General features: G+C 41.5%; 23 protein-coding genes. 18 read left to right on the forward strand and 5 right to left on the reverse strand.

What is annotated here, in order from left to right:
- Nucleotides 1-22: 22 nt before the first annotated feature.
- Together J2T13_RS07750 and dnaI are read left to right on the forward strand one after the other, a co-directional pair.
- Entirely contained in the window at nt 23-1,543 is a 1,521-nt protein-coding gene (locus J2T13_RS07750) for a helicase DnaB (RefSeq protein ID WP_429369947.1), read from the forward strand.
- A gap of 41 nt (nt 1,544-1,584) precedes the next feature.
- Nucleotides 1,585-2,538 carry a primosomal protein DnaI gene (gene dnaI, locus J2T13_RS07755; RefSeq protein WP_429369949.1) on the forward strand — a complete coding sequence of 318 codons (954 nt, stop codon included), beginning with the start codon at nt 1,585-1,587 and terminating at the stop codon, nt 2,536-2,538.
- A gap of 216 nt (nt 2,539-2,754) precedes the next feature.
- Here dnaI and J2T13_RS07760 read toward each other — a convergent pair whose 3' ends face one another.
- Nucleotides 2,755-2,913 (reverse strand): YqzM family protein, encoded by a 159-nt coding sequence (locus J2T13_RS07760; RefSeq protein WP_429369951.1) that lies wholly within the window; start codon nt 2,911-2,913, stop codon nt 2,755-2,757.
- A 232-nt stretch (nt 2,914-3,145) separates the two neighbouring features.
- Between J2T13_RS07760 and trxA the strand changes: the two genes are divergently transcribed.
- Both trxA and uvrC read left to right on the forward strand, forming a co-directional pair.
- The gene (gene trxA / locus J2T13_RS07765) at nt 3,146-3,463 is read left to right on the forward strand and encodes a thioredoxin (protein ID WP_429369952.1); all 318 of its coding nucleotides are present in this window, start codon (nt 3,146-3,148) and stop codon (nt 3,461-3,463) included.
- Between the two features lie 92 nt (nt 3,464-3,555).
- On the forward strand, nt 3,556-5,478 hold the full coding sequence (uvrC, locus tag J2T13_RS07770; RefSeq protein WP_429369954.1) for an excinuclease ABC subunit UvrC: 1,923 nt from the start codon (nt 3,556-3,558) through the stop codon (nt 5,476-5,478).
- Here the strand turns inward: uvrC and J2T13_RS07775 are convergent.
- Entirely contained in the window at nt 5,450-7,099 is a 1,650-nt protein-coding gene (locus J2T13_RS07775; protein ID WP_429369956.1) for a CPBP family intramembrane glutamic endopeptidase, read from the reverse strand. The genes uvrC and J2T13_RS07775 overlap by 29 nt on opposite strands.
- 357 nt (nt 7,100-7,456) lie before the next feature.
- On the opposite strand from J2T13_RS07775, the gene J2T13_RS07780 reads away from it, so the two are divergent.
- Nucleotides 7,457-8,836: a TrkH family potassium uptake protein gene (locus J2T13_RS07780; RefSeq protein ID WP_429369958.1), complete on the forward strand. Its 1,380-nt coding sequence runs from the start codon at nt 7,457-7,459 to the stop codon at nt 8,834-8,836.
- A 41-nt stretch (nt 8,837-8,877) separates the two neighbouring features.
- Nucleotides 8,878-9,546, forward strand: a complete 669-nt coding sequence (locus J2T13_RS07785; protein WP_429369960.1) for a potassium channel family protein — start codon at nt 8,878-8,880, stop codon at nt 9,544-9,546.
- Here the strand turns inward: J2T13_RS07785 and J2T13_RS07790 are convergent.
- Nucleotides 9,533-10,426 (reverse strand): LysR family transcriptional regulator, encoded by an 894-nt coding sequence (locus J2T13_RS07790; RefSeq protein ID WP_429369962.1) that lies wholly within the window; start codon nt 10,424-10,426, stop codon nt 9,533-9,535. The genes J2T13_RS07785 and J2T13_RS07790 overlap by 14 nt on opposite strands.
- A 245-nt stretch (nt 10,427-10,671) precedes the next feature.
- Here J2T13_RS07790 and J2T13_RS07795 point away from each other — a divergent pair, with 245 nt between their 5' ends.
- From J2T13_RS07795 to J2T13_RS07825, 7 genes are all read left to right on the forward strand, one after another.
- On the forward strand, nt 10,672-11,337 hold the full coding sequence (locus tag J2T13_RS07795; RefSeq protein WP_429369964.1) for a succinate dehydrogenase cytochrome b558 subunit: 666 nt from the start codon (nt 10,672-10,674) through the stop codon (nt 11,335-11,337).
- Nucleotides 11,338-11,356: 19 nt separating this feature from the next.
- Nucleotides 11,357-13,102, forward strand: a complete 1,746-nt coding sequence (gene sdhA / locus J2T13_RS07800) for a succinate dehydrogenase flavoprotein subunit (protein WP_429369966.1) — start codon at nt 11,357-11,359, stop codon at nt 13,100-13,102.
- A gap of 15 nt (nt 13,103-13,117) precedes the next feature.
- Nucleotides 13,118-13,891, forward strand: coding sequence for a succinate dehydrogenase iron-sulfur subunit (sdhB, locus tag J2T13_RS07805; RefSeq protein WP_429369968.1), 774 nt, complete (start codon nt 13,118-13,120; stop codon nt 13,889-13,891).
- A 237-nt stretch (nt 13,892-14,128) separates the two neighbouring features.
- The gene (locus J2T13_RS07810) at nt 14,129-14,911 is read left to right on the forward strand and encodes a DUF3891 family protein (RefSeq protein ID WP_429369970.1); all 783 of its coding nucleotides are present in this window, start codon (nt 14,129-14,131) and stop codon (nt 14,909-14,911) included.
- Nucleotides 14,912-15,122: 211 nt separating this feature from the next.
- Entirely contained in the window at nt 15,123-16,046 is a 924-nt protein-coding gene (locus J2T13_RS07815) for a metallophosphoesterase (protein WP_429369972.1), read from the forward strand.
- A gap of 94 nt (nt 16,047-16,140) precedes the next feature.
- Nucleotides 16,141-16,713, forward strand: a complete 573-nt coding sequence (locus J2T13_RS07820) for a GNAT family N-acetyltransferase (protein ID WP_429369975.1) — start codon at nt 16,141-16,143, stop codon at nt 16,711-16,713.
- A 47-nt stretch (nt 16,714-16,760) separates the two neighbouring features.
- Nucleotides 16,761-17,711, forward strand: coding sequence for a DMT family transporter (locus J2T13_RS07825; RefSeq protein WP_429369977.1), 951 nt, complete (start codon nt 16,761-16,763; stop codon nt 17,709-17,711).
- A 280-nt stretch (nt 17,712-17,991) separates the two neighbouring features.
- Here the strand turns inward: J2T13_RS07825 and J2T13_RS07830 are convergent, their stop codons facing one another.
- Together J2T13_RS07830 and J2T13_RS07835 are read right to left on the reverse strand one after the other, a co-directional pair.
- Complete coding sequence (locus J2T13_RS07830) at nt 17,992-18,804, reverse strand: histidinol-phosphatase (protein ID WP_429369979.1); 813 nt, start codon at nt 18,802-18,804, stop codon at nt 17,992-17,994.
- A 26-nt stretch (nt 18,805-18,830) separates the two neighbouring features.
- Nucleotides 18,831-19,733, reverse strand: a complete 903-nt coding sequence (locus J2T13_RS07835) for a LysR family transcriptional regulator (RefSeq protein WP_429369981.1) — start codon at nt 19,731-19,733, stop codon at nt 18,831-18,833.
- A 335-nt stretch (nt 19,734-20,068) separates the two neighbouring features.
- On the opposite strand from J2T13_RS07835, the gene J2T13_RS07840 reads away from it, so the two are divergent.
- The 5 genes from J2T13_RS07840 (at nt 20,069) to J2T13_RS07860 (ending at nt 25,053) form a co-directional block, all read left to right on the forward strand.
- Nucleotides 20,069-20,527, forward strand: a complete 459-nt coding sequence (locus J2T13_RS07840) for a chemotaxis protein CheX (RefSeq protein ID WP_429369983.1) — start codon at nt 20,069-20,071, stop codon at nt 20,525-20,527.
- Between the two features lie 50 nt (nt 20,528-20,577).
- The gene (locus tag J2T13_RS07845) at nt 20,578-21,351 is read left to right on the forward strand and encodes an SDR family NAD(P)-dependent oxidoreductase (RefSeq protein ID WP_429369985.1); all 774 of its coding nucleotides are present in this window, start codon (nt 20,578-20,580) and stop codon (nt 21,349-21,351) included.
- A 146-nt stretch (nt 21,352-21,497) separates the two neighbouring features.
- Nucleotides 21,498-22,997 (forward strand): DEAD/DEAH box helicase, encoded by a 1,500-nt coding sequence (locus J2T13_RS07850; RefSeq protein WP_429369987.1) that lies wholly within the window; start codon nt 21,498-21,500, stop codon nt 22,995-22,997.
- Nucleotides 22,998-23,086: 89 nt separating this feature from the next.
- Entirely contained in the window at nt 23,087-23,833 is a 747-nt protein-coding gene (locus J2T13_RS07855) for an ABC transporter ATP-binding protein (RefSeq protein WP_429369989.1), read from the forward strand.
- 2 nt (nt 23,834-23,835) lie between these two features.
- Entirely contained in the window at nt 23,836-25,053 is a 1,218-nt protein-coding gene (locus J2T13_RS07860; RefSeq protein WP_429369991.1) for an ABC transporter permease, read from the forward strand.
- The last annotated feature ends 41 nt before the right edge of the window (nt 25,054-25,094 follow it).

Consider the following 25,094-nt stretch of genomic DNA (forward strand, 5'->3'; position numbering starts at 1 on the left):
ATAAATGATGGGGGGTTAACCGATGCGCATGAAGAGTCTATTACATTATACAGAGAATCATAGATACTGCGTTTATCGTGATTTCTGTCTTAGCAGTCTGGATAACAGAATGTTGAGCAACACATACCAGCCCATGGTCGGAGCGTTCGCTATTAGCTTGTATCAATTACTATTTCAACAGGTTCCCATTGAGAAAATAGGTTATTCGCATACAGAACAACAGCGAGGTCTTTTCCTAACATTAGGGCTCGAGCCAAGTGAAACAGGTCGGAAATTTCTTGTCGAGCAGACTTCTAAATTGGAAGCGGTAGGTCTTTTGCAAACCAGTCGTATTTATGTTCCTGAGAGCGATGATTATATGTACGAATATGAATTGCAGGCGCCTTTGTCACCTACGGAATTTTTTAATACACAGCATTTAACACTTCTGCTGCGTGACAAAATTGGTAAATTTGCTGTTCTCTCCTTGCGGGAAGAACTTTGGGCAAAGGAACCTGAGGAATGGACAGGTACTTCGCGGAATAAAGAAAATATTTCGGTACCTTTCTATGATATTTTTGAACTCAATACGCATGTTATCGATTATGAGTTGGAGCAGGCTTTAACTGAAGTCTCTACCACGAGACAGCCCGGAATACAATTTGGAGAAGAAGGCGGCGGTCTGAACTATGCCGAAATTATTCTTCGCTTCCCACGTGGCTCTGCCAATCGACATTTCGTAGAGAAACTTCGCTTCAACTTCGAGCAGATGGGTACAATCAATTATGTCGTGAATAAATACGATCTTAGTGTGCAGGATTTATGCCGATTATTGGATGAGGATGGTATATTCACTCCTGAGGGGGACATTAAGGTCGATGAACTTCAACACCAAGCGAATCTACATTTCCGTCAAGGGAAGAAACGCCAAGAGCAACGTGAAGTGTTAAGCGGCAAGATTGTTGCCATTCGTCAGAATGAGGAGAATTCAGAGGGTGCACTTCAGCTGGAGCACGCTGTGCAAATGGAGTACTATGTTGAAGTTCCTATGCAGTTCAAGACGAAGTGTGACATTCATCAATATAATATGATGCTTCGGAATGAACCCTATACGAAATTACTCAAGACATTCTTTCCAGGCTCAGTGCCTGATAATTTAATTGATATATTTGAAAAAATTGATCTTAGCTATAAATTGCCTGGAGAAGTCATCAATGTGTTAATTCATTATCTGATGTCTCTCATGTCTGCTGATGGTGATCAGCGCATTAACCGTAATTTCGTGGAGGCTATTGCTTCTAACATGCTCCTTAAGCAGGTTCATTCGTACGAGAAAGCTGTACAGTATATTAAGGATCAATCGAAAGTAAAAGGTAAGCAAGCTGCCGCCGCGGCATCTGGAGGTGGACGGGCCAGATCGTATGGTAAGGCCGTGAAGATGAAGCCCGAGATTCCTATTGTTCAGGACAATGGGGAGGATAACACGGTATCTGAGGAAGAATTTGAACAGATGATGAAGATGGCAGCTGAGATGCAAGCGAATAAGAAAAAGGGCGGCGCGTAAAAGATATCAATCTTAACTTATGTGGGAAGGAGGACTTGTCAATGGAATCAATAGGTGATCTTCTTCGACAAATGAAGAATCCGTCGTTTCGCAAACAATCACAAGAAATTACTAATGAAGTCATGAACAATCCACTTGTGAAGGAACTTCGGGAGCAACACCCTGAACTGGATGATTCGACGTTAAAATTAAATATGAGTCGGTTATATCAATATATTGGTGACAAGCGTAATTGTGATAACTGTCAAGGACTTGAACGTTGTCCTAACGATTTTCAGGGACATTATAGTAAGTTAGAAGTGCAGATTGTGAATGGTGCATCGGAGATATATGAACGTAAGGTTCCTTGTGCTCTGCATAGAACTAAGCAACATGAGGATCAGGTGAAGAAGAGAATTCGTAGCTTTTATGTTGATGAACGCGCCTTGAATGAGGGTTATAATGAAGTTGAAATAATGAGTAAAGATCGGCTTCGTGCCCCGGCCGTGAATCAAGTGTTCCGGTATATTGAAGATACGAAAGAAAAGGGTCTTTCCACGCGTGGGTTGTATCTTTACGGTTCTTTTGGAACGGGAAAGACCTTTCTGATGAGTTATTTACTACATGAGCTTGCTATTGCTGGACATACCGGCGTGATTGTATATATGCCTGAATTCGTGGAAGATTTGAAGTCGATGATGACAGATAATCAGAAGCTAAAGGAAAGCACAGAAATCATGAAGAACTGTGATCTTCTGATCTTTGATGACATTGGAGCAGAGAATTTGAATCCATGGGCAAGAGATCATATCATGGGCTCAATTTTGAATTATAGAATGAATCGGAAGCCCACCTTTTATACATCCAATTATACGCTTGAGGGTCTGGAGAAGCATTTAAGTTTCACCAATAAGGATGGAGAAGAGGGCAATAAGGGTCAAAGATTAATGGATCGTATTTCTCCATTCGTAGATGTAGTGTATCTGCATGGAGAGAACCAACGTGGAAAGAGTTAAGTCTAAATCTCTTCGTCTAGGGTAGGCGTAGCGAAGGAAACAGCGATTCAAATTGGACGATCCATGCGCAAAGCGGCTATTCATCATTCTTTTGAAAGTACTGATTTAGGTGTTGCATCTTCATTTAAATGTAAAAAAAAGGCCTGCTCTCTCTTACATGAAGGAGATCAGACCTTTTTCGAAATATAATGACTTATATTTCTTGCTTGATGCATGTTAACCTGAGATGATGAACTTGATAATAACCATTGCGGCGAAAATAACAGTCATAAAACCAGCCATTCCACCAACACCAGCTATTAAATCGAATAGATCATTTCGTGGCTCTTCATTCACATGGTCTCGTGCATCGTTGAAATGTACGTTAGTATCCATGAACAATTCCCCCTCATAAAGGTCCTTTCTTTTGTACATGATAAGTATCATAGACAAAGGAGACCAGAGTTGCAATAAGTATAACCAATTTCCCAAGATTTTGTAAAGAATATCTATAAACTTTGAAAAAACAGATTTCACATTGACTATAATAATGTGATATACTTATAACTGTCCACAAAGACGTATCAGTTTGAAATTCTATAACTTTCCTATAAGGAGGAGTAATATCATGGCAATTGTTAATGTATCCGATCAGTCCTTCAGCACAGAAGTAGGAGGTCAAGGAACGGTTTTGGTTGATTTTTGGGCGCCTTGGTGTGGTCCTTGTAAGATGATTGCTCCAATCTTGGATGAACTAGCTACTGAATTAGGTGACGATGTGAAGATTGCAAAGTTGAACGTCGACGAAAATCCTGAAACAGCTTCTCGCTTCGGTGTAATGAGTATCCCAACATTGATCTTCTTTAAAGACGGTCAACCGGTAGATAAAGTGGTTGGATTGAATTCTAAAGAAGCATTGAAGAACATGATCTCTAAACACCAATAAGGTGTATGTTATACCACAGCGCCTCCGAATTTTCGGGGGCGCTTTATTAAATAGCAGTACAATCTCCAAGAAGGGAGGTGCAGTATATAACGATGGATAAGTTAACGATGACTGATCATGACCGTGATAAAGCCCTGGAGAATATTCGGCATAAGCTGGCCTTATTACCCGATCAATCGGGATGTTATTTAATGAAGAATAGCGAAGGTACCATTATTTATGTCGGTAAGGCAAAGGTTCTAAAGAACCGTGTCCGTTCCTATTTTACTGGAAGTCATAATGGGAAGACACAGCTACTTGTATCTGAAATTCGGGATTTCGAATATATTGTGACAGGTAGTAACATGGAAGCTCTCATCTTAGAATGTAATTTGATCAAACAATATCAACCGCGGTATAACGTGTTGCTTAAAGATGATAAGACCTTTCCTTATATCAAAATAACCAATGAAACTCATCCTAAATTAGAAGTCACTCGGCGTGTATTGAAGGATAAGGCAAAGTATTTCGGACCCTATCCCAATGCATATGCGGCTCAAGAGACGAAGAAGCTACTTGATCGTATGTATCCACTACGTAAATGTGGGGTTATGCCGAAGGAAGTCTGCTTGTATTATCATATGGGCCAATGCCTGGCACCTTGTGAGAAGGAGGTTCCACCGTCTGCTTACGAACAGATCACACAGGAGATAAGCGCATTCCTTGGGGGTGGACATGAGCAGATCAAGAAGGAGCTTCAACGGAAGATGGAGGAAGCTGCAGAGGAACTTTATTTCGAACGAGCTAAAGAGCTTAGGGATCAAATCATAAATATTGACGCGATTATGGAGAAACAGAAGATTACGACTGTAGATGCGAGAGATCGAGATGTGTTCGGATTTGCGGTAGATAAGGGTTGGATGTGTGTACAGATTCTATATATGCGCCAAGGTAAAATGATTCAACGCCACACCTCTGTCGTACCATTTTACGGGGATCCGTATAGTGACTTTATTTCTTTTGTTACTCAATATTATAGTGATAATCCAGCATTGCCCCAGGAAATTCTGCTTCCTGATATGCTAAAGGAAGAGCTTGAGGTTGGGGGAGAACTTCGTTCTGCAAACGAGACCGAAGAAGCGACAGATGCAAGTCAGATGTCTCTTAGATCAGGTGGAATCGATGAGAAAATTGGTGCCTCGTCATTGCAGGAATGGCTAGGTATTAAGGTGCTTGTGCCGATTCGGGGATTAAAGAAACAAATGATTGGGATGGCTACAGAGAATGCCAAGGTAGCACTTAATGAGAAGTTTCTTCTCATTGAACGTGATGAAGAACGTACTTCTAAAGCGGCATCCAATCTTGGACAGGTCATAGGATTAGATTCTCTGCACCGCATTGAAGCATTTGATAACTCTAATATTCAAGGAACCCATCCTGTATCTGCCATGATCGTATTTATCGATGGAAAGCCTGAGAAAAAAGAGTACCGCAAATACAAGATTCGTACTGTTGTTGGAGCGGATGATTATGAGACGATGCGTGAAGTCATTAGGCGTCGATATGAGCGTGTGATGAAGGAGAACCTTGAGATGCCCAATCTTATAGTAGTCGACGGCGGTAAGGGGCAAATTTCAGCCGCTGTGGACGTGCTAGAGAATGAACTTGGCTTGTTTATTCCTGTATGTGGTTTAGTCAAGGACGTGAAGCATAGAACATCACAACTTATGGTTGGTGATCCGGCTAAGGCTGTGACTCTTCCGCGAGATAGCCAAGAGTTCTATTTGTTGCAGCGGATTCAGGATGAGGTGCATCGATTCGCGATTACTTTCCACCGTGAGCAACGTGGTAAGTCCATGGTAACCTCTCGCTTAGATTCCATCCCTGGGGTGGGCGAGAAGCGGCGTAAGTTGCTATTGAAGCATTTTGGTTCGCTCAAAAAAATAAGAGAGGCCAGTCTCGATGACTTTAAGCCTCTCTCTATTGGCGATAAGCTCGCCGCTTCGATTATTGCAGCACTTCAGGAGGAGTCGTAACATACGGCTTCTCTTTCTTTTTGGAATTGAATACGTAGATGACGTAGGCTACAATCACGGGCATGATCATAGAGACAATGCCTGCTGACACATTGGCTGTATCTCCAAGTGCGAATAGACTGAAGCCCATCAAGATGCTGTCAAAGATAACATGACTGAAGAGTGCAGCAATGAAACCATACCGCAGAAATATAAAGCTAAAGATTAACCCGATGACAAGTAACTCAATCGGTCTGGATACGACGGGATAGATGGGATAAAGGGTGTGACCTAACGCCCAGATTATCGTTGGTATCAGACAGGCGATAAAAGTGTTCTTAACGATCTTCTTCATCATCTTGATACCGAACAAACGGTAAATGGCTTCTTCTGATATTCCTGCTAGCCAAGCCAGTAGCGGAAATGTCCAAGGATAAAGCATATTATAAGGTGATTGAGATGAATCGGTCGTAGACCATGTATGCAAGGTATGTTCCAGTACAAGGAATATGACAGATTGGACACCCAGTAGTATAAATGCCCATAAATAGCCTACATACATACTATTTAGCACATACGATCCATAGCCGGGTTCTTTGGCTCGAGGCCATGGATTTAACCCCGCTTCTTTTCGCCACAAGCCATTCCCGCCAACGAGTGAGAAATAGAGGAGGGCTGCCATGAAGAATGAAATGATGCCTGTTGAAACAAGTGTGAAGGTTATATCCCCCGTAGTTCCCCCTTCAGCCTTTAATGCAGGTATCATATTATAGGTACTCAACATGGATACAGCAAAATAAAATACACTTAGGAAAATTCCTCTTAGAAATGAAGTATGCGTATGGGTTAGTGCGCTGTATATGATAGCCAATATACCGAGTACTAAAGTTAGCAGTCCATAGCCAAGTATCGTTAACCATAATGCTGTCATTGTTTCCTTTTTAACATAGGCCACATGATCCGCTGGTACTGAAAAGGAGGGCTCGAAAGAAGAGATCGTATTCATGTCGAACGTAAATTTAAATTGCAGAGTAGAATCGCCAATTTTAGTGTTAGGATCCGTGTAAATGAGGCCGGATTTATCATTCTTGGTGAGTTTAAGCTTGGCGCTTGTATACCCCCATTGTTCAAGCCATGGTTCTGTGAGCTTGTATCTGGATTCCAAATTTAATGTCTCGTCCATGGTTTGTACTTCGAGTTGACGACTACCTATAGATTCATAACTAAAAGCAACGACTTTGCCTGTGTTCATATGTACATCTACATTCAGATAAGTATCTGCTTCAGCGAGACGGACACGAAAAACATCATAAGGATAACTTGCTTCAAATTTGGTTGTATAGTCTTTTATCAGCTTATTTTTGGACAAGTATCCATACAAGTCAGAGTTGGACTGATAGGTGACAATCGTATCCGAATGGTTAAATATGTCGTTACTTAATTGAGATTGTGCAAATTGTGTGGCTGTTTGTGTAGCTTGCTCCTTACTGATCATCTTCACGCTTTGAAGTTCTGTAGAACTAACGTTTATGGCAGGCATTACAAAATTAATTATAAAAAATACAACTAGACCCAATGCTCCGAGTATACCCAAAACCTTGTAGTTTGCTTTGAGCTTTAAAGGTTGCCCCATGGAATTCATTAAATACCCCCTAAATGTATAGTCTGAACGAATAAAGTAAACATAACATACGGCTTAACTTTAGGACCAGTTTCTATATTAAAATGATGAAAACATGACAAAAACGAAGAAATATTACGTAATCGCAAGGAAAGTGTATCTCCTGTCTATTCAGTATGCTCCATTTGGGTTTATTTCCATTCTTTCAATAAAAATAATGCTTTGTATAGTCCTGATATAAGGATTATAATCGGTATGCAATCTCGCTGGTATTCTTGAAGATGACGGTGGGACCATTATAACAAGTAATTTAGAAAGTATAGTCTTATGTATACTTCTACAATAGCAGGAACCAACCCGAGAGGCATTGGATTTCCAATGTCTTTTTTCGTTGATTTTTTAAAGGGGGAAAACAATTTGAGATTTCATTTAAAATGGTTAAGGTTTTCTCCACCACAAATTCTGGTGATTGGATTTGCAGGCATTATACTGATTGGAACGCTTTTGCTTATGCTACCGATCTCTAATACTACGGGAATTCCACTTGGGTTCATTGATGCTTTCTTCACGGCAACTTCGGCGACTTGTGTTACCGGTCTTGTTGTAAAGGATACGGGGATCTTCTTTAGTACATTTGGACAAGTGGTTATTATGGCACTCATACAAGTGGGTGGGCTTGGCATTATGACGATGGCAACGTTATTCTCTTTAATTTTGAAGCGTAGAATTTCTCTACGAGATCGACTATTGCTACAGGAGGCTATGAACCAAAGTACGATGGAGGGTATCGTTCGCCTGATCCGTAAAGTATTGCTCTTTTCATTTATTATTGAGGGAACAGCGGCGGTGATTCTGACGATACGATGGGCCTTTGATATGCCCTTCAGCAAAGCTCTTTATTTTGGCGTATTTCATGCCGTGTCGATGTTTAATAATGCTGGTTTTGATTTATTTGGTCACTTCCACAGTTTAACAGATTATGTATATGATCCTGTAGTAAACTTTGTAGTGATGTTCCTCATCGTGTCTGGTGGGATTGGATTTATAGTACTCGCTGACCTTGTGGACTTTCGTAAGCATCGTAAATTTTCATTACACTCTAAAGTAGTATTATCTATGACAGCAGCTTTGATTATATTCGGAGCGCTCGTGATATTCGTGTTTGAGTTTACCAATCCTAGAACATTGGGCTCGCTCAATTGGGGAGGTAAGATTCTAGGTTCTCTCTTCCAATCTGTTACGCCGCGGACGGCTGGGGCGAATACGATAGATATTGCAAGCATGCGCCAGGCCTCTCAATTCTTCATGATTATTCTGATGTTCATTGGTGCTTCTCCCGGATCTACAGGTGGGGGGATCAAAACCACTACATTTACTATTATTGTCGTTGCCGTTATTGCTATGATGCGAGGGCGTGATGATATTGTATTGTTCCGTTATCGGCTAGCTCAAGAGAGAATATTCAAGGCACTGACGGTGATGCTTCTTGCTCTATTGCTCGTAATAAGCGTATCTATGGTGCTGTCTACAACAGAAGATACTCATTTTCTAATGATACTCTTTGAGACTACATCAGCATTTGGCACGGTTGGGCTCAGTATGGGGATAACACCTGAACTATCAATGGTTGGTAAGATACTCATTAGTCTGACGATGTTTGCAGGTCGTCTAGGTCCACTCACACTTGCCTATGCAATCGGGCCGAAAAAGGGTAAAGAACTATATCGACACCCTGAAGGGAAAATAATTATTGGTTAATATAAGAAGTGGATTACGATAAAAGGGGTATAGAACTAAAAATGAAAAAACACCAGTTTGTAGTTATTGGTCTAGGTCGCTTTGGATCGGCTCTAGCGCTTGAGTTAATGGCCTTGAATTATGAGGTACTAGGAATCGATCGGAATGAAGAGATTGTGAGTGATATGGTAGAGTCGCTGACTTATGCAGTGGTAGCGGATGCTTCGGACGAAGAGGTACTGAAGTCGTTAGGTGTTCGTAACTTTGATTGCGGTATTGTGGCTATTGGAGATGATATTCAAATGAGCATACTGGCAACCATACAATTAAAGGAGCTTGGGGTTTCGAAGGTTGTAGCTAAAGCGATCTCTGTGCTACATGGTAGGGTTCTAGAACGAATAGGCGTGGACCGAGTCATTTACCCCGAGCGAGATATGGGGATTAGAGTTGCGCATCAACTGGTATCCCCGAATCTGCTAGACTACATTGAGCTTTCTAAAGATTATACGATTGCAGAGATGAGTGTCCCATCATGCCTAGATGGGAAGACCCTTTCAGAGATTAATACTCGTTCTAGGTATGGTTGTAGCATTGTAGCTCTTCATAGAACTGGTGGCGTTATTGTAGCTCCTACAGCGATGGATCAGGTCCATACGAATGATATTATGGTTGTCATTGGTTCTAATGAAAGTATCGATCAATTTAAGAATGAAGTTATTAACGAGAATTAAAGAGTGCTTCTGTTTCTTGAACCCATTGTTTAGCGGCTGTACTTAACTCTGCGTGTTCTCCAAAGATGAGTGATGTAGTTCGTCTTGTTTCTTTTAAATCTGGGATGTGAATAACAATAAGTTCATTATCATCAAGTAGTTGTTGGCGTAAATAGGATTTGGGAAGTAGTGCTGCCGCTTTGGAAGTAGGCAGTAAACGAACGATAGCTTCGAAAGAATCTATCTCCATCCTGATATCTGGTTTCACTTTACAGTGCTGGAATAGCTCATCCGTTAATTTCCGATACCAGCTTCCATTGGAGAAAACAATCATGGGTAGATCATGTAAGTGCTCCATTCGGACTTCTTTGGATTCGGCAAGGGGATGATGACGGGGGAGAACTAATTCTAAATGATCTTCAAATAGGGGAATACACTGCAATCCTTGTTCAGCTATGGAGGAAGCGACGATGCCTACATCAACTTTCTTCTCACGTACGGCAGATACGATTTCATGTGTTTTGCCCGTGACGAGCTTAATCTCTGCGGATGGATGTTTATCCATGAAGGCATTTATTAATGGCGGAAGGGTCGTCTGCAAAGTAGTCAGACTAGCTCCAAGAGTAACGGTCATTTGACTTCCATCCTTAAATTGAGCCAATGTACGAAGAAAGATATGTTGTTGTTTTCTTTGCTCCAAGGCAAAGGTGTAAGCTAGTTGACCCACGGAAGTTAGGACGAGTCTTTTTCCCTTACGGTTAAAGAGGCTCACGCCTAAATCACTTTCAAGCTTGGATATTTTACGCGATAGAGCAGGCTGAGACAGATTAAGGAGCTTAGAGGCTTGGTTAAGACTGGATTGTTCTACAACGGTTGCAAAAACATCTAAGGCTTCAAACATCTCAATCACCTCATTCGTATATTCGCTTATGCGTTTATGTTATAATCATTAATAATTATATTGCAATTCCATTATAAGATAAATTAGAGTAACATGAAAGTGCCACAAGTTGTTCACATAATTGTGACAATGGCGGCTAAATTTAGATGTTTTTTGCGGCATTTCTCACTTTTTATTTATAATTATTGCTCTAAAATCACATTTTTTTTGAAAACGCTGTCTCATCGAAAGGGGAACAACTATTTATGAAAGGCTATTATTCCAGAAAGCTGCATTCGCTACTTGGTGTTATTCCGCTCAGCTTTTTTATTCTGGAGCATTTAGTAACGAACTTTGCCGCGTTTGAAGGAGGTAAGGACGCTTTTGACGACAGTGTAGCTTTTCTTAACGGCTTACCACTGGTATTGTTCATGGAGATGTTCCTTATTTGGTTACCATTGCTTTATCATGGTGTATATGGTTTATACATCGCATATCAGTCTAATCCGAATGTAGGGAATTATAAATACGAACGGAACTGGCGTTATTTGTTTCAACGGATCACAGGTGTCCTCACATTCATGTTCGTCATTTGGCATGTATATGAGACAAGAGTTCAAGTGGCTCTTGGAAATGTCACACATGAAGAACTGGGCGGCATTATTCACGCTGCTGTAATGAATCCTGTCACTTTTACTTTGTATTTAATTGGTGTACTATCAACGGCATACCATTTCTCTAATGGCATTTGGTCATTCCTCGTAAGTTGGGGAATTACAGTTGGACCACGTGCACAGCGTGTATCCTCTTATGTATGTATGAGTATGTTTGTGGTCGTATCTATCATGTTTGTATTATCTCTTATTGCTTTCCGTGCAGTTGAATTCGATACAGCTTCAGCAATCATAGAAACATTCAAGTCAGTTTTGTAGTTAAGGAGAGTGAACTGAAATGGCAACAACGAATATTATTATAGTGGGTGGCGGTTTAGCGGGATTGATGGCCACCATTAAAGCGGCAGAATCAGGAACACATGTTCATTTGTTCTCATTAGTACCTGTGAAGAGATCTCACTCCGTATGTGCGCAGGGTGGTATTAACGGAGCCGTTAATACGAAGGGAGAAGGGGATTCTCCTTGGGAACATTTCGATGATTCTGTATATGGGGGAGACTTTCTAGCGAATCAGCCGCCTGTGAAGGCGATGTGTGATGCTGCACCTGGCATTATTCACTTGATGGACCGGATGGGTGTTATGTTTAACCGTACACCAGAAGGGCTACTTGATTTCCGTCGTTTTGGAGGTACGAAATATCACCGCACAGCCTTCGCAGGTGCAACGACAGGACAACAATTATTGTATGCACTTGATGAGCAGGTAAGACGCTATGAATCAGAAGGATTAGTCACGAAGCATGAGAACTGGGAATTCCTATCAGCAGTCATTGATGATGAAGGCATATGCCGAGGAATTTGTGCACAAGACCTCAAGAGTATGGAAATCCATACTTTTGTTGGGGATGCGGTTATTCTAGCAAGTGGAGGTCCCGGCATTATTTTTGGTAAAACAACGAATTCTGTCATCAACACAGGTACAGCTGCAAGTGCTGTTTATCAACAAGGTGCGTATTATGCAAATGGGGAATTTATTCAGATCCATCCTACGGCTATCCCGGGGGATGACAAGTTACGTCTTATGTCGGAATCAGCACGTGGAGAAGGCGGACGAATCTGGACTTATAAAGACGGTAAGCCTTGGTACTTCCTCGAAGAGAAATATCCTGCTTACGGAAATTTAGTCCCACGCGATATCGCAACAAGAGAAATTTTTGATGTATGCGTTAATCAGGGATTGGGTGTTAATGGCGAGAATATGGTGTATCTCGATCTATCTCATAAAGACCCGAAAGAGCTAGATGTAAAGTTAGGTGGCATTATTGAAATCTATGAGAAGTTCATGGGTGACGATCCAAGAAAAATACCGATGAAGATATTCCCAGCTGTTCATTATTCTATGGGTGGTATATGGGTGGATTACAATCAAATGACGAACATCCCAGGACTATTTGCCGCTGGTGAGTGTGAATATCAATACCACGGAGCAAACCGATTGGGTGCGAACTCTTTAGTATCGGCTATATATGGTGGTATGGTTGCGGGTCCTAAGGCTGTTGAATATATTAAAGGTCTCAAGAAGAAAGCTGAAGATTTACCTACATCCTTGTTTGATCGTTATATGAAGCAACATACGGATAAATACGAGGATCTGTTGAGTATGAACGGTACAGAGAATGCATATGTGATTCACAAAGAGTTGGGTGAGTGGATGACGAACAACATGACAGTTGTTCGCTACAACGATAAGCTGGAAGCTACCATAGAGAAGATTAAAGAGCTTAAGCAACGCTATGCTAATATTAATATGACAGATAAATCTCGCTTTAGTAATCCAGGTGTAGCTTTTACTCGTCAGTTATGGAATATGTTAGAGCTGGCGCACGCAATGACAGTAGGGGCTCTGTTACGTGATGAGAGCCGTGGTGCGCATTACAAGCCAGATTACCCAGAACGTAATGATGAGAGGTTCTTGAAGACAACGAAGGCTAAGTGGACGTCTACGGGTCCAGAGATCACTTACGATGAAGTTGACGTGTCTTTGATCCCGCCGCGGATTCGTGACTATTCGAAAGAGAAATAGGAAGGAGGAATTCATATGGCAGTTGATACAACGACACCAACAAAAAGTAAAAGTGTTAAATTCATAATTACTCGTCAAGATGGACCTGAGGCGAAGTCATATATCGAGGAGTTTGATCTACCTTATCGTCCCAATATGAATGTGATTAGCGCTCTTATGGAAATTCAGCGTAATCCAGTGAATATCCAAGGTCAAGATATCGCACCTGTATGCTGGGATTCCAATTGTCTAGAAGAGGTATGTGGTGCTTGCTCGATGGTGATTAACGGTAAACCTCGGCAAGCTTGTGCAGCACTCATTGATAACTTAGAACAACCCGTGCGTATAGCACCGATGAGTACATTTCCTGTCGTTCGTGATCTAGTCATTGATCGCAGCAGAATGTTTAATGCTCTGAAACGAGTTAAAGCGTGGATTCCGATCGATGGAACATATGATCTAGGACCTGGACCTCGTATGCCTGAGAAGAAACGTCAATGGGCTTATGAATTATCAAAGTGTATGACTTGTGGGGTCTGCCTCGAGGCCTGTCCTAACGTGAATGAGAAGACGGACTTTATTGGTCCTGCTGCTCTTTCTCAAGTTCGCCTCTTTAATGCACACCCTACAGGTGAGATGAATGCAGATGAACGTCTTGAGACGATAATGGAAGATGGCGGCATCGATGGTTGTGGTAACTCTCAGAACTGTGTGCGTTCGTGCCCCAAAGGTATTCCATTGACAACTTCTATTGCAGAGCTTAATAAACAAACCACGAAGCATATGTTCAAGCGCTGGTTGAGTGTATAATTCACGATAAAATGAATGAAATGATATTATATAGACACCTCTACATTTCGCACACGCGAGTTTGTGGAGGTGTTTTCATGCTTGGCATAGAATAGTAAGGTAAAGGAGTAGAAAGATGTGTTGCTGCGTCCCCAACCTCCAGAATGGGTAAAGAGAATGAAGGATAGGTCCCGTTTCAGGACACGAGTGATGTAGTGAAATGGTCAGAATAAACTCGTTAATTCAGGAGGAATTGATATGATATGCCGAGAATTGAAGGAAGCTTGGGTCATGATCGAACAACATCAGCACGGACTAATAGCAGGTCAATTTGCAAAGGCTTTCAATTCTAAGGATTTTCTTGAGAGTATACGTAAAGATGAAGCCATATTTGCCATATACGAGCATGATCGAGGTTGGATTGATTTGGATGATACTCCTTTTTTGAATACTTCTGAGGATACTCCCTATACCTTTTTGGACTTTCCAATTGTCCCTAAATTAGCCTTTTACACGAAAGGATTAGATGAAGTGCAAGCAATAAGTCCCTATGGAGCATTGTTATGTAGCTTACATTATGAGAAGTTATTGATCCAAGCTGAGTTACAGCATCCTGCAATCCGTAAATATATGGAGCAGGAACGGCTGCGTAGAGATCATATCCAAGAACAATTGGGAATTATAGATCTGGAAACAGAGGGAGAGCTAATCTATCATTTGTCTATATTACAGCTCTGTGATGATCTATCCCTCTATTTATGTCTGAATGAGCCTGGATCGGATAAGGAACATGAGCATCCATGGTGGCGCGATGGTTTCACTGTATCTGAGAAATTAAACCTACCAGGCGGAGAGATGATGCAAGCGAACTGGATAGATCGTAATCAAGTGAAGCTTACGCCATTTTCATTTGAATCATCATTAACTATTGAACTGCCTTGCCGTTATGTATCCAAAAGTGATATTCAGAAGTTAGGACTATCAGATGCTTATGCGCAGAGTGAGGAAGTTCGTCATCGCTTTGAAATTACCGCTAACTAGAATGAACTAAAATCTATACGAGCCTGTGAACCTATACAGGGCTGTTTCATTAGTAGTGAAAAACTACTTATGAGATAGCTTTTTTTGTTTTCTTTTGGAATATTATGGGATATAATCGTATCCGTTCTCATATTTTTACATTTATTTTTGTGTCTGTGCAAGACTCGTGGTATCGTTTATAGGGACTAATGATATTGGAGGGTACAATATAATGAATAGTAAGGATCGTTCTTATGGGCATCCTCCGGCAGAGATTCCTTCTAGGAAGGATTCTGGAAGGTATAAAGTCGATAATAAGATGACAAGAAGGCAATTTCTTCGTACGAGTGCAACATCCATTATAGGTGCCGGATTGTTTACCGGTGGATACTCTTGGTTATGGGAGCCACGGCAATTATCTATAGAACGTGTTCAGCTTAGTTTTACAAGGCTTCCGGCTGCTTTTGATGGATTGAAGGTTGTTCAGTTCAGTGATCTTCATCTAGGCCACCACTCGCATGAGGAGGATTTCAGCAAGCTCATGGATAGCATTATGGACCAGTCACCAGATATGATCTGCTTAACAGGAGATATTGTAGATCACCATGCTAAGCAAATGGAGAGCTATGTGCCTTACTTGGCTTCACTTGAAGCCCCGCTAGGGAAATTTGCTATTCTAGGGAATCATGATTTTTGGGGTAAGGCTCATGAGGTAGCTCGTATGCTAAGAGAGGCAGGCTTCACCTTCCTACGTAACGCGCATCGACTTCTGAAGAAGGATGGGAAGGTCATAGCGGTTGTTGGGTTGGATGACTATTTACAGGGTTCGCCTGATCCAGATGAGTCACTTAAAGGAGTCCCTGAAGGGACATTCACTTTGTTGCTAATGCATGAACCCGATTATGCCGATACCGCAGCATTATATCCGTTCGATCTACAATTGTCAGGACATAGTCATGGTGGACAAGTGAGACTTCCTTTGATAGGGGCAATTACGACACCTCCGGGTTCGAAACGGTATATTCAGGGCGTATATGATTTTAAATCTAGCGATATGCTACTCTATGTTAATCGTGGCATTGGAACGACACAGTTGCCTATAAGGTTGTTGTGTAAGCCTGAGCTGACGGTGTTCACGTTAAATTCTGCTGATTAGTAACTCCGTCTAAAATAAGGATAACGAAACGAATAGTGAATATGAGTATTCTATAATTTCGCGTGTATCTAGGTTGTATGAGGGGAAGAGGAGCTTGCTTAATAATGAGCGTTCAGTAAATGATCATGTGATCCTAGGAAAACAGGTTCGGTTAAGATCGCTAAGAGTTCATGATGAAGCAAACGTATGGTCAATATTATCTAATCCTAAGATTATGCTTTCCATGAATAGGAGCACGGGTTCTTCTTATCGTCGTACTGAACGAATATTAGCACAGCTTCTTAGTCAAAATCAGCGAGGCTCATTGCATTTAGCCATATGTTTATGTAACGAAGAAGAGAAGTTGATTGGGATTGTTTCTCTTCAACATTGGAATTGTTATAAAGGTGAGGCTAGGCTGGGTTACATGTTAGACAGTGCTTACTGGCACCGAGGCTTAACGACAGAGGCAGTTTCACTTCTCCTTCATTATGCGATAAATAAGCTTGGTCTGCGTAGAATTGAAGGAAGATGCCGTAAAGGTAATACGGCTTCAGCTAGAGTTATGCTAAAGAACGGACTTCTATTGGAACGGGTTCTTCCACGCATGGATGGATCACTGGAAGCGGGGGAAGATGGCATTCACATTTATGGCCTGAACATTGAGGATCATAACCAGACCATTTAAATGAAAGGAAGACGAGTAGGGAATCAACGAGGGGGACATAAGTAATTGTGAAGGCAGAAACATGGTTTAGACACCCTATGGGGATTTTAATTAGCTCATTAGGAGCGACGGTACTATGGGGAAGTGCATTACCGATCGTTAAATTGAGCTATGCTCATCTGGATATGAAGCAGGGAGATTTTTTTGGTCAATGGGTATTTGCAGGTTATCGATTTACAATGGCGGGTATCATTCTAATCTTACTTTCAACAATATTGGGAAAGAATACAAACATCGGTAGACCTAAATTATCTTTGTCTAGGTTATTTCGGTTAGGTGCGATTCAAACCTTTATGCAATATTTATTGTTATATGTAGGATTAAGTTATAGCTCAGGGATCGAAGGCTCAATTCTCGTAGGCTCAACATCTTTTTTTCAAATATTGACTGCACGGTTTATGGCTCCTCGAGAAAAGCTTATTGCAGCTAAATGGTGGGGACTCCTTATGGGGTTTGCAGGTATTGTTGTCATGGGCTTCGGGCAAAGTGGTGGCCTCCATTTTCAGTTTGGGATAGGTTCAGTCTTGCTACTAGCTTCGGCGGTCTTTGGTGGCTTCGGTAATGTACTGGCGCGGCAGGAAAGTATGCATGAATCAGTGATCTCATTAACAGGCAAACAAATGCTCATTGGTGGTTTGGGACTGCTTCTTGTTGGGGGAGTGAAGCGAGGTTTTGTCCCCTATTCATTCGATGGACAGGCTGTGGGATTGTTACTCTATTTATCCTTATTATCTGCGGCTGGATTTGCATTATGGAATACAGTCATGAAATATAATTCGGTAGGTAGGGTATCCATGTATCTATTCTTTATCCCTGTCTTTGGAGTTATTCTATCTGCAATCATTCTGCAAGAACAGGTGTCAAGTTGGGTCGGATTATCACTTCTATTCGTCGTAGCGGGAATTATTACTGTAAATGTATCGGGGCGACAATCCAAACAGGAGGCACAAGAAGTATAAGCAGCACTTTTACCTATTGTTGCATAGAGGTAAGCGTTTGTTACACAAATGAAATATAGTCGTTACGCAACTCTAACAGTGATGGGGTATTATTATCACATAACCCCCTTTTGAAATATATCGTTTGGACCCGTTGCTAACGGGTCCTCTTTTTTTTTTGCGGGAGACTTACTTTTGCAGATGAGAAACTGACGAAGAATGTTGTGTGGGGGATTGCACTTACAGTATAATGGGGAGCTCGAGGAATGTAATCTCTCGGGCTCCCCTATTATCATGTCGTTTAAGTAAGCGGAACGACTTGTTTTTGCTTCTGTTTGTAGTATACCCACTCTTTAAATCCAATTTCTTTAAGGCGGTTACTCACTTCTAATAACTCATCTCCGACACGTTCAGGTTTATGTGCGTCAGAGCCAAAAGTCACATCGACACCGAAGTAGCATGCCCGTTCGAGTATGGCATCTGAGGGGTACCAGCCCCCACTTTTTTTCGTTTTACCTGAAGTATTGATCTCAATGGCGACATCACAGGCTGCAATGACCTTCAGCGTTTCATCGATCTCTTCATGAGCTGCAATTTCTGAGAAGGGAGGGTAGTTTCCTTTCATAGCGTCAATATGTCCTAGAATTTGAAACATACCACTCTGTGCAGATTCTTGGATCATGCGGTAATACTCTTTTTTGACTGCGATTTGTTGTTCTGTATCTAACTTCTTCCAACGATTTTCATTGAAGATACTAATCTCTTCTACATGATGAACAGACCCGATGATGTAATCAAAAGGATATGCTGCAAGTGTTTTGCGATAGAGCTCAGCATGGATTGGGAAGTAATCAGATTCAATACCGAGAAGCACATCAATGACTCCAGAATACTCCTCTTTAAGTTCAAGTACTTCTTGTACATAGGAGGATAGCTCAGATTTACCCATAGAGATTAAAGGGAATGCTTGCTCCTCTTCTCTGCCCAAGTAAGGCGTATGATCGGAAATACCAATGACTTGAAGGCCAGATGAAATGGCTGATTCGATATAATCCCGAATATTTCCGGACGCATGTCCGCAGCGAAAATGGTGTGTGTGAAGGTCAAATTTCATGTTGAAGGCACTCCCTTTATATATAGTTATTCTGAACTGATAAACTGTGTTTCTGGCATACCTTTCAGATCACTTATAAACTGCTGCATAGCAGAGTTTATATATCGACCTGATTTATAAATAACACCTACAGGATGTGTAACCTCAAGTTCGCAGATGGGGATAACCTTGAGTGAGCCTGAGCGAAGCTCTGACGAGACTGCCAATTTAGAAATAATAGCAGCGCCCAGGTTAAGTTCTACCATTCGCTTGATTTCTTCACTACTGGATAACTCCATTACAACGTTAGGAGCAATTTTATATTTCTTGAATAAGTCATCCATAAATCTCCGGCCAACCGTATCCGGTGAGAGTAGAATGAGCGGAACATCTCGTAGAACCTCTATGGTAGCAATGTTTTGCTTGGCTAGAGGGTGATGTGGTGATACAACAAGTTGAAAAGTATCATAATAAAGGACAGATGTAATTAAATTGGGGTTCCTTTCAATTAGATAACCAATGCCAACGTCGATAGTCCCATTTTCAACATTATTATAGATTTGGGAAGAGGGCATAGATTGAATGGAAGTTTTGATTAAAGGAAATTGATCCTGAAAATATGATAAAACACGAGGTAACATTTGAATGGCAATAGAAGTTGTTGTCCCAAGAGTAATATGTCCTTGAGGTGTCTGATTTAAATCCGAAAGTCGTTGTTTAAGTTCTTCGACAATGGACAAAATTCGCTCAGCATGTTCGAGAAATACATCCCCACGATCTGTTAATGTAACAGGCTGGTTTCGATCCACAAGTACAGTTTTGAACTCATCCTCTAAACTTTTAATTTGGGCAGAGACAGCGGGCTGGGTTAGATTTAGTAATTCTCCAGCTTTGCGGAAACTCATGGTCTTTGAGATGGTTAGAAGTGTCTCCAACTGACTAATGTTCATGCATGACCTCCTAGGAATATATTTGTTATATATCGTTTTCGTTTATATCGTTCATTAAATTATAGGTTATTCCGTTGGGCAGAGCAATGTGGCATTACTTTTCCATTCACTTATTGAGATCTTTGACCGATAAATATAAAGGATAAAAATGTCGAAATGTGCAATCTTGAGTGAATGAGTGAGTATGCAACTAGAAACATAGTTAATTCGAACTAATACAAGAATGTTCGACAATATTAAGTGCTTTATTTTAGGGATTAAAGTATAATGACTTTAAAGAAAATGGGACTTTTGAAACCGTGACAAATTTCCTGTTTTAAGGGGGACTACTAACAATGAAAGCAGAAATTATTAATCCGTTCCTTGAATCAGCACGGATTGTAATCGAACAGGTCATTCAGATATCACCCTCTACGGGGAGTCTCGGAATCAAGGATATTGTGTTTAATAAAAACCATATCTGGATTCAAGTGGGGATGACAGGACAATTAGCCGGTAATATCGTGTTTGGACTTCAAGAGGATGTTGCATTAAGAATTGTATCTGCGATGATGGGCGGTTTTGTTATGACAGAGATGGATGAGATGGGACAAAGTGCAATCTCTGAACTTGGTAATATGATTAGTGGGAATGCGAGTACGATCCTTTACAATCGCGGTGTGATTGTTGATATTACTCCTCCTAAGCTTATCATGCTTGAGAATCTAACTTCAAGTTTACCTCAAAGGGCGCTCTGCATTCCATTGCTTATGGAAGGTATTGGAGAACTGGATATTCAAGTTATGATATCGTAGAGTATACGATGAACTGAATATCTCTTCTCCATAGGAGGAACAAAGAAGTTATGATGAAAGATAAAGTAATAGTAATAACCGGGGCCTCCAGTGGGATTGGAGCTCTGACAGCAAAGCTTCTATCCAAGCAAGGGGCTATTCCGATACTGATTGCACGCTCTCAAGATAAGCTTGAAGCTGTGGCGAATCAACTATCAGGGCAATACGGACTTATGGTTATGGATGTCACGAAACAAGATCAAGTACAGCAAGTGATGAAAGATATTATTCATAAGTATGGACGTATAGATGTTCTGCTTAATAATGCTGGTTATGGTAAATTTGAGTCTATTGTGGACATGCCCGCGGAACATTATAACGATATGATGGATGTCAATTATATGGGTACTGTCCGTTGTACGAAAGCCGTTCTCTCCCATATGCTGGATAGGGGGGGAGGTCACATTGTGAATGTGGCTTCTATCGCAGCTAAGATCGGAACAGCTAAGTCCACGGCGTATACGGCAACTAAGCACGCTGTGTATGGATTTAGTAATAGTCTTCGCCAAGAGTTACGCGGGACAGGGATTACGGTATCCACTGTTAATCCTGGGCCGATCGATACACCTTTTTTTGAGTTGGCTGATCCTACAGGTGGTTATGTGAATAACATTCGTTGGTTCATGATGAAGCCTGATCTTGTTGCCCGAAAAATGGTGAAGCTCATGGAGAAGAAACAGGAGGAGATTAATCTTCCTTGGTTAGCTGCTGTGGGGATAGGGTTGTATCAGTTATGTCCACGGTTTGCAGATAAACTGACTTACCGAATGATGAATAAGAAGTGAGCAAGGCCGGCTCAAGAGAGCTGGCCTTTTTGAAATATGACTAGGTTTAATATAATTTATTGGCCAACCATTTGGTGGGAAATCTATTTTAGCATATAATGATATTGAAAGATCATGAATGATATGAACATAAAGGATGGACTTAAATGAATTTAACTTCTTTTGAAGAACTAGGGATCCATACGGATTTGGTTAATAAACTATCTGAATTCGACATTAAACAGCCTTCTCCAGTACAAGCGGAAGTTATTCCTGCTATTCTAGAGGGCAAGGACGTTCTAGCTCACTCACAAACAGGAACGGGCAAGACATTAGCGTATTTGTTACCTATTCTGCAAAGTATAGATGTTAACAACAAATCTACGCAAAAGGTGATTCTAGCACCTACGCAAGAGCTAGCGATGCAAATTGTGCGAGAGAGTGAGCGATATGGTGAGCAATTTGGAATTTCTGTACTCGGCTTAATCGGAGGGGCTGCAATTAAGCGGCAGATAGAGAAGCTGAAAGTACCCCGCCATCTGGTAGTGGGAACCCCTGGACGAATAAAGGGATTAATCGAATTGCGTAAATTAAAAATGCATGAAGTGAAAACGATTGTAGTGGATGAGGTAGACCAAGTATTTCAACTTGGTTCAGCTGGCGATGTAGATCATATTATTCGCAGCGCTCAACGTGATCGGCAATTGGTATTTCTTTCAGCAACGGTCAGTAAGGAGACCGCAGCACTCGTTAAGCGTGAAATGAAGGAACCGATAGAGGTTGGAATCGATCCAGAACAGATGACCGCTTCAGGATTGGAGCATCTGTATTTTGTATCTGAAGAACGTAACAAGCCGGATACACTTCGGAGATTAATTCGCCACTATAAACCACAGAAGGCCATTGTCTTTGTTAATACTTCAGAAGATATTGCTGAAGTGGAAGCTAAGATGAACCATATGGGACTTAACACGAAAGCACTTTACGGTGACGCTGATAAGATGGCTCGTAGCGGCGTGTTGGCGGGCTTCCGTAGCGGAAAATTCCAAGTGCTAGTAGCGAGTGATCTAGCTGCGCGTGGCTTGGACATCGAAGGCTTAACGATGGTTATCAACTATGACCCAGCGACAGATTCTGAGCACTATGTGCATCGTGCAGGTCGAACGGGGAGAATGGGACGCAGCGGTACGGTATTATCCATTGTTACGGATCGCCAAGTCTTCATTATTAAAAAATTTATGAAAGAGCTGGATGTTACCATTGAACTGCGTGAGATGTTTGGCGGTAAAGTCATGAATCCTAACGAAGTATCATCAGGTAGCCAGATACGTAAAGTGTATCCCGACAAAGGTGAACCTGTAGCTCCACGCAAGGTTGATGAGGTTAAACGTAAGCCTTACGTAACAGGTGCTGGTGAGGTTAAGCAGAGGAAGGTAGGCGGTGATGTTTCCTACAGTGCTAAAGCTGCATCAGAGCCAAGAGAAGTGGTGCAAACGAAGGGGCAGGAGGGTGTGCTCCCTATAACTATTCCGACTAACAATCAGCCTCAATCGAATTCAAAAAAACCTAGAGATAAGTCCGCTGGAGGTAGTAAAGCAGAACGTGAGCGTATACGTAAGAATAAAGGTGCACCTAAATGGCTGAAGAATAAGCCACCACGTGTGTAATATACTGCAAGGGGTATGCGAGCAGAGAATATCATAAGATTGTCCCCCTTCTGCTCGGCAGTAGCTACTATGTAATCGAGGTGAGAATAATGAGTGATACGCCTGTACTTGATATTCAAGGATTGACCGGCGGCTATAGCCTGAATCGTCCTGTCCTACATGATGTAAATTTTGAGGTGGGAACTGGGGAAATGATCGGACTGATCGGTCTTAATGGTGCTGGGAAAAGTACGACTATGAAACATATTTTAGGCCTTATGACACCTCAAAAGGGTGATATTCGTGTGCAAGGTAAAAAAAGAGAAGAAGACTCTGAAGCTTATCATAGTGCGCTTGCATTTGTGCCGGAATCCCCACTGTTATACGAAGAGATGACGGTTAGAGAACATCTAGAGTTCACTGCACGAGCTTATAATGTATCGAAAAAAGATTATGAAGAACGGTCGAGTAAACTATCTGAGCTATTCCGGATGGAAGATAAGATGGATAGCTTATCCTCCATCTTATCTAAAGGAATGAAGCAGAAGGTTATGATTATGTGTGCATTTATTGCACGCCCTTCATTGTATATTATCGATGAACCATTCTTGGGACTAGATCCTCTTGGAATTCGCTCCTTGTTAGATTTCATGTTGGAACTCAAAGCAACAGGAGCTTCCATTCTATTGAGTTCACACATTCTATCGACCATTGAGAATTATTGTGATCGTTTTATTGTTCTACATCAGGGTAGTATTATAGCTCATGGCACGTTGCAAGAAATTGCCGAACAAGCAGGAATGCCAGGAGCTCCACTTGAGGAACTCTTCTATACACTTGTTCAAGGTAAGGTCTGAGTATGGATCTGAAGAGTCTACGAGTTGATCGGCGTCGACAATTTTGGGGTGAAATCATCCCTTATTTAGGATATGTCATGCAGAGTGGTGTTGCGGTAATGTTTATGTTTGCATTCATTACGTTCTCTGCATGGTATACATCTTTTGTACAGCATATTCCGGACGGGCTACCTATTCGCTGGATCATGCTAATTCTGTTAGTACCCTTGACGATACACAGTAGTTTTCGAACTTATTTACAATCACCAGATGTTGTATTCCTGCTACCACAGGAGTCGAGAATGAAAGAGTACTTATCAGGAAGTTGGACTAGCGGTGTAGTGTATAAGGTAGTGGGCCTTGTGTTAGTTTTCTTAATTTCCTGGCCGCTTTATGTGCGAGCTGATGCTGAGCCCAAGTCGTTCTTGAGCTTTATGATACTTCTCATTATCCTCAAAATTATTTCTAGCTATGGTGGGTGGAAGGAACTATCTATGGTCTCGATACGTGCTGCTCTGGGATATCGGTTACTCCGGTGGGCAGTTATGACACTTGCTATTGCGTCCTGGCTATGGGAGCCTACGGGTAAGAGTCTTGTCTATATAGGGTTACTATGCATCACCTTTATCGTAGCGGGTACTTTTCCTGTTAAGCATCTAGTGGCATGGGAGCGACTTATTGCGAAAGAGAAAACTCAAATCGGCCGAGTGATGTTAGTTCTAGGTTGGTTCGTGAATGTTCCAGAACGTCAGCAACGTGTGTATTCACGCCGTCTGCTCTCAAGATTAGGAAGTGGGATACCCTGGAAATCTCAATATGCTTACAGATATCTTATTACGAAAAGTTTCATACGTAGTGATATTCTAGGCATTATTATTCGCGCAGGTCTACTTGGATTACTACTTGTATGGTGGACACGTGGGAGCTTGCTTGCTAGCGGTATTTATTTGTTCTTCTTATTCATTATTGGGATGCAGTTATCGTCTCTTAAACGATTTCACAGTGAATCCTTTTGGTTGAATATATATCCAATTCAGCCGAACAGCAGACAAGAGAATGCGACTGAGTTTGTATTTCGCGCGCTTGTACTCAGTGCTTGTATTCTATGGTTACCTTTACTGGGTACAGGATTATCACAAGTGGGTCTGCTAGTGGGAACATTAGTTGCAGGATTATTAATGTCCTTGTTATTCCGGATCCGTCTTTCACGTAAAGGAAACGTAGATTCGGATGATGAATAATCTAGGTAGGTAGTCTAATAGAGGAACAATTTCTTTAAAAG

It is taken from the genome of Paenibacillus sp. DS2015 (genome assembly GCF_050433705.1).
In the GTDB taxonomy this organism is placed as follows: domain Bacteria; phylum Bacillota; class Bacilli; order Paenibacillales; family Paenibacillaceae; genus Paenibacillus_AQ.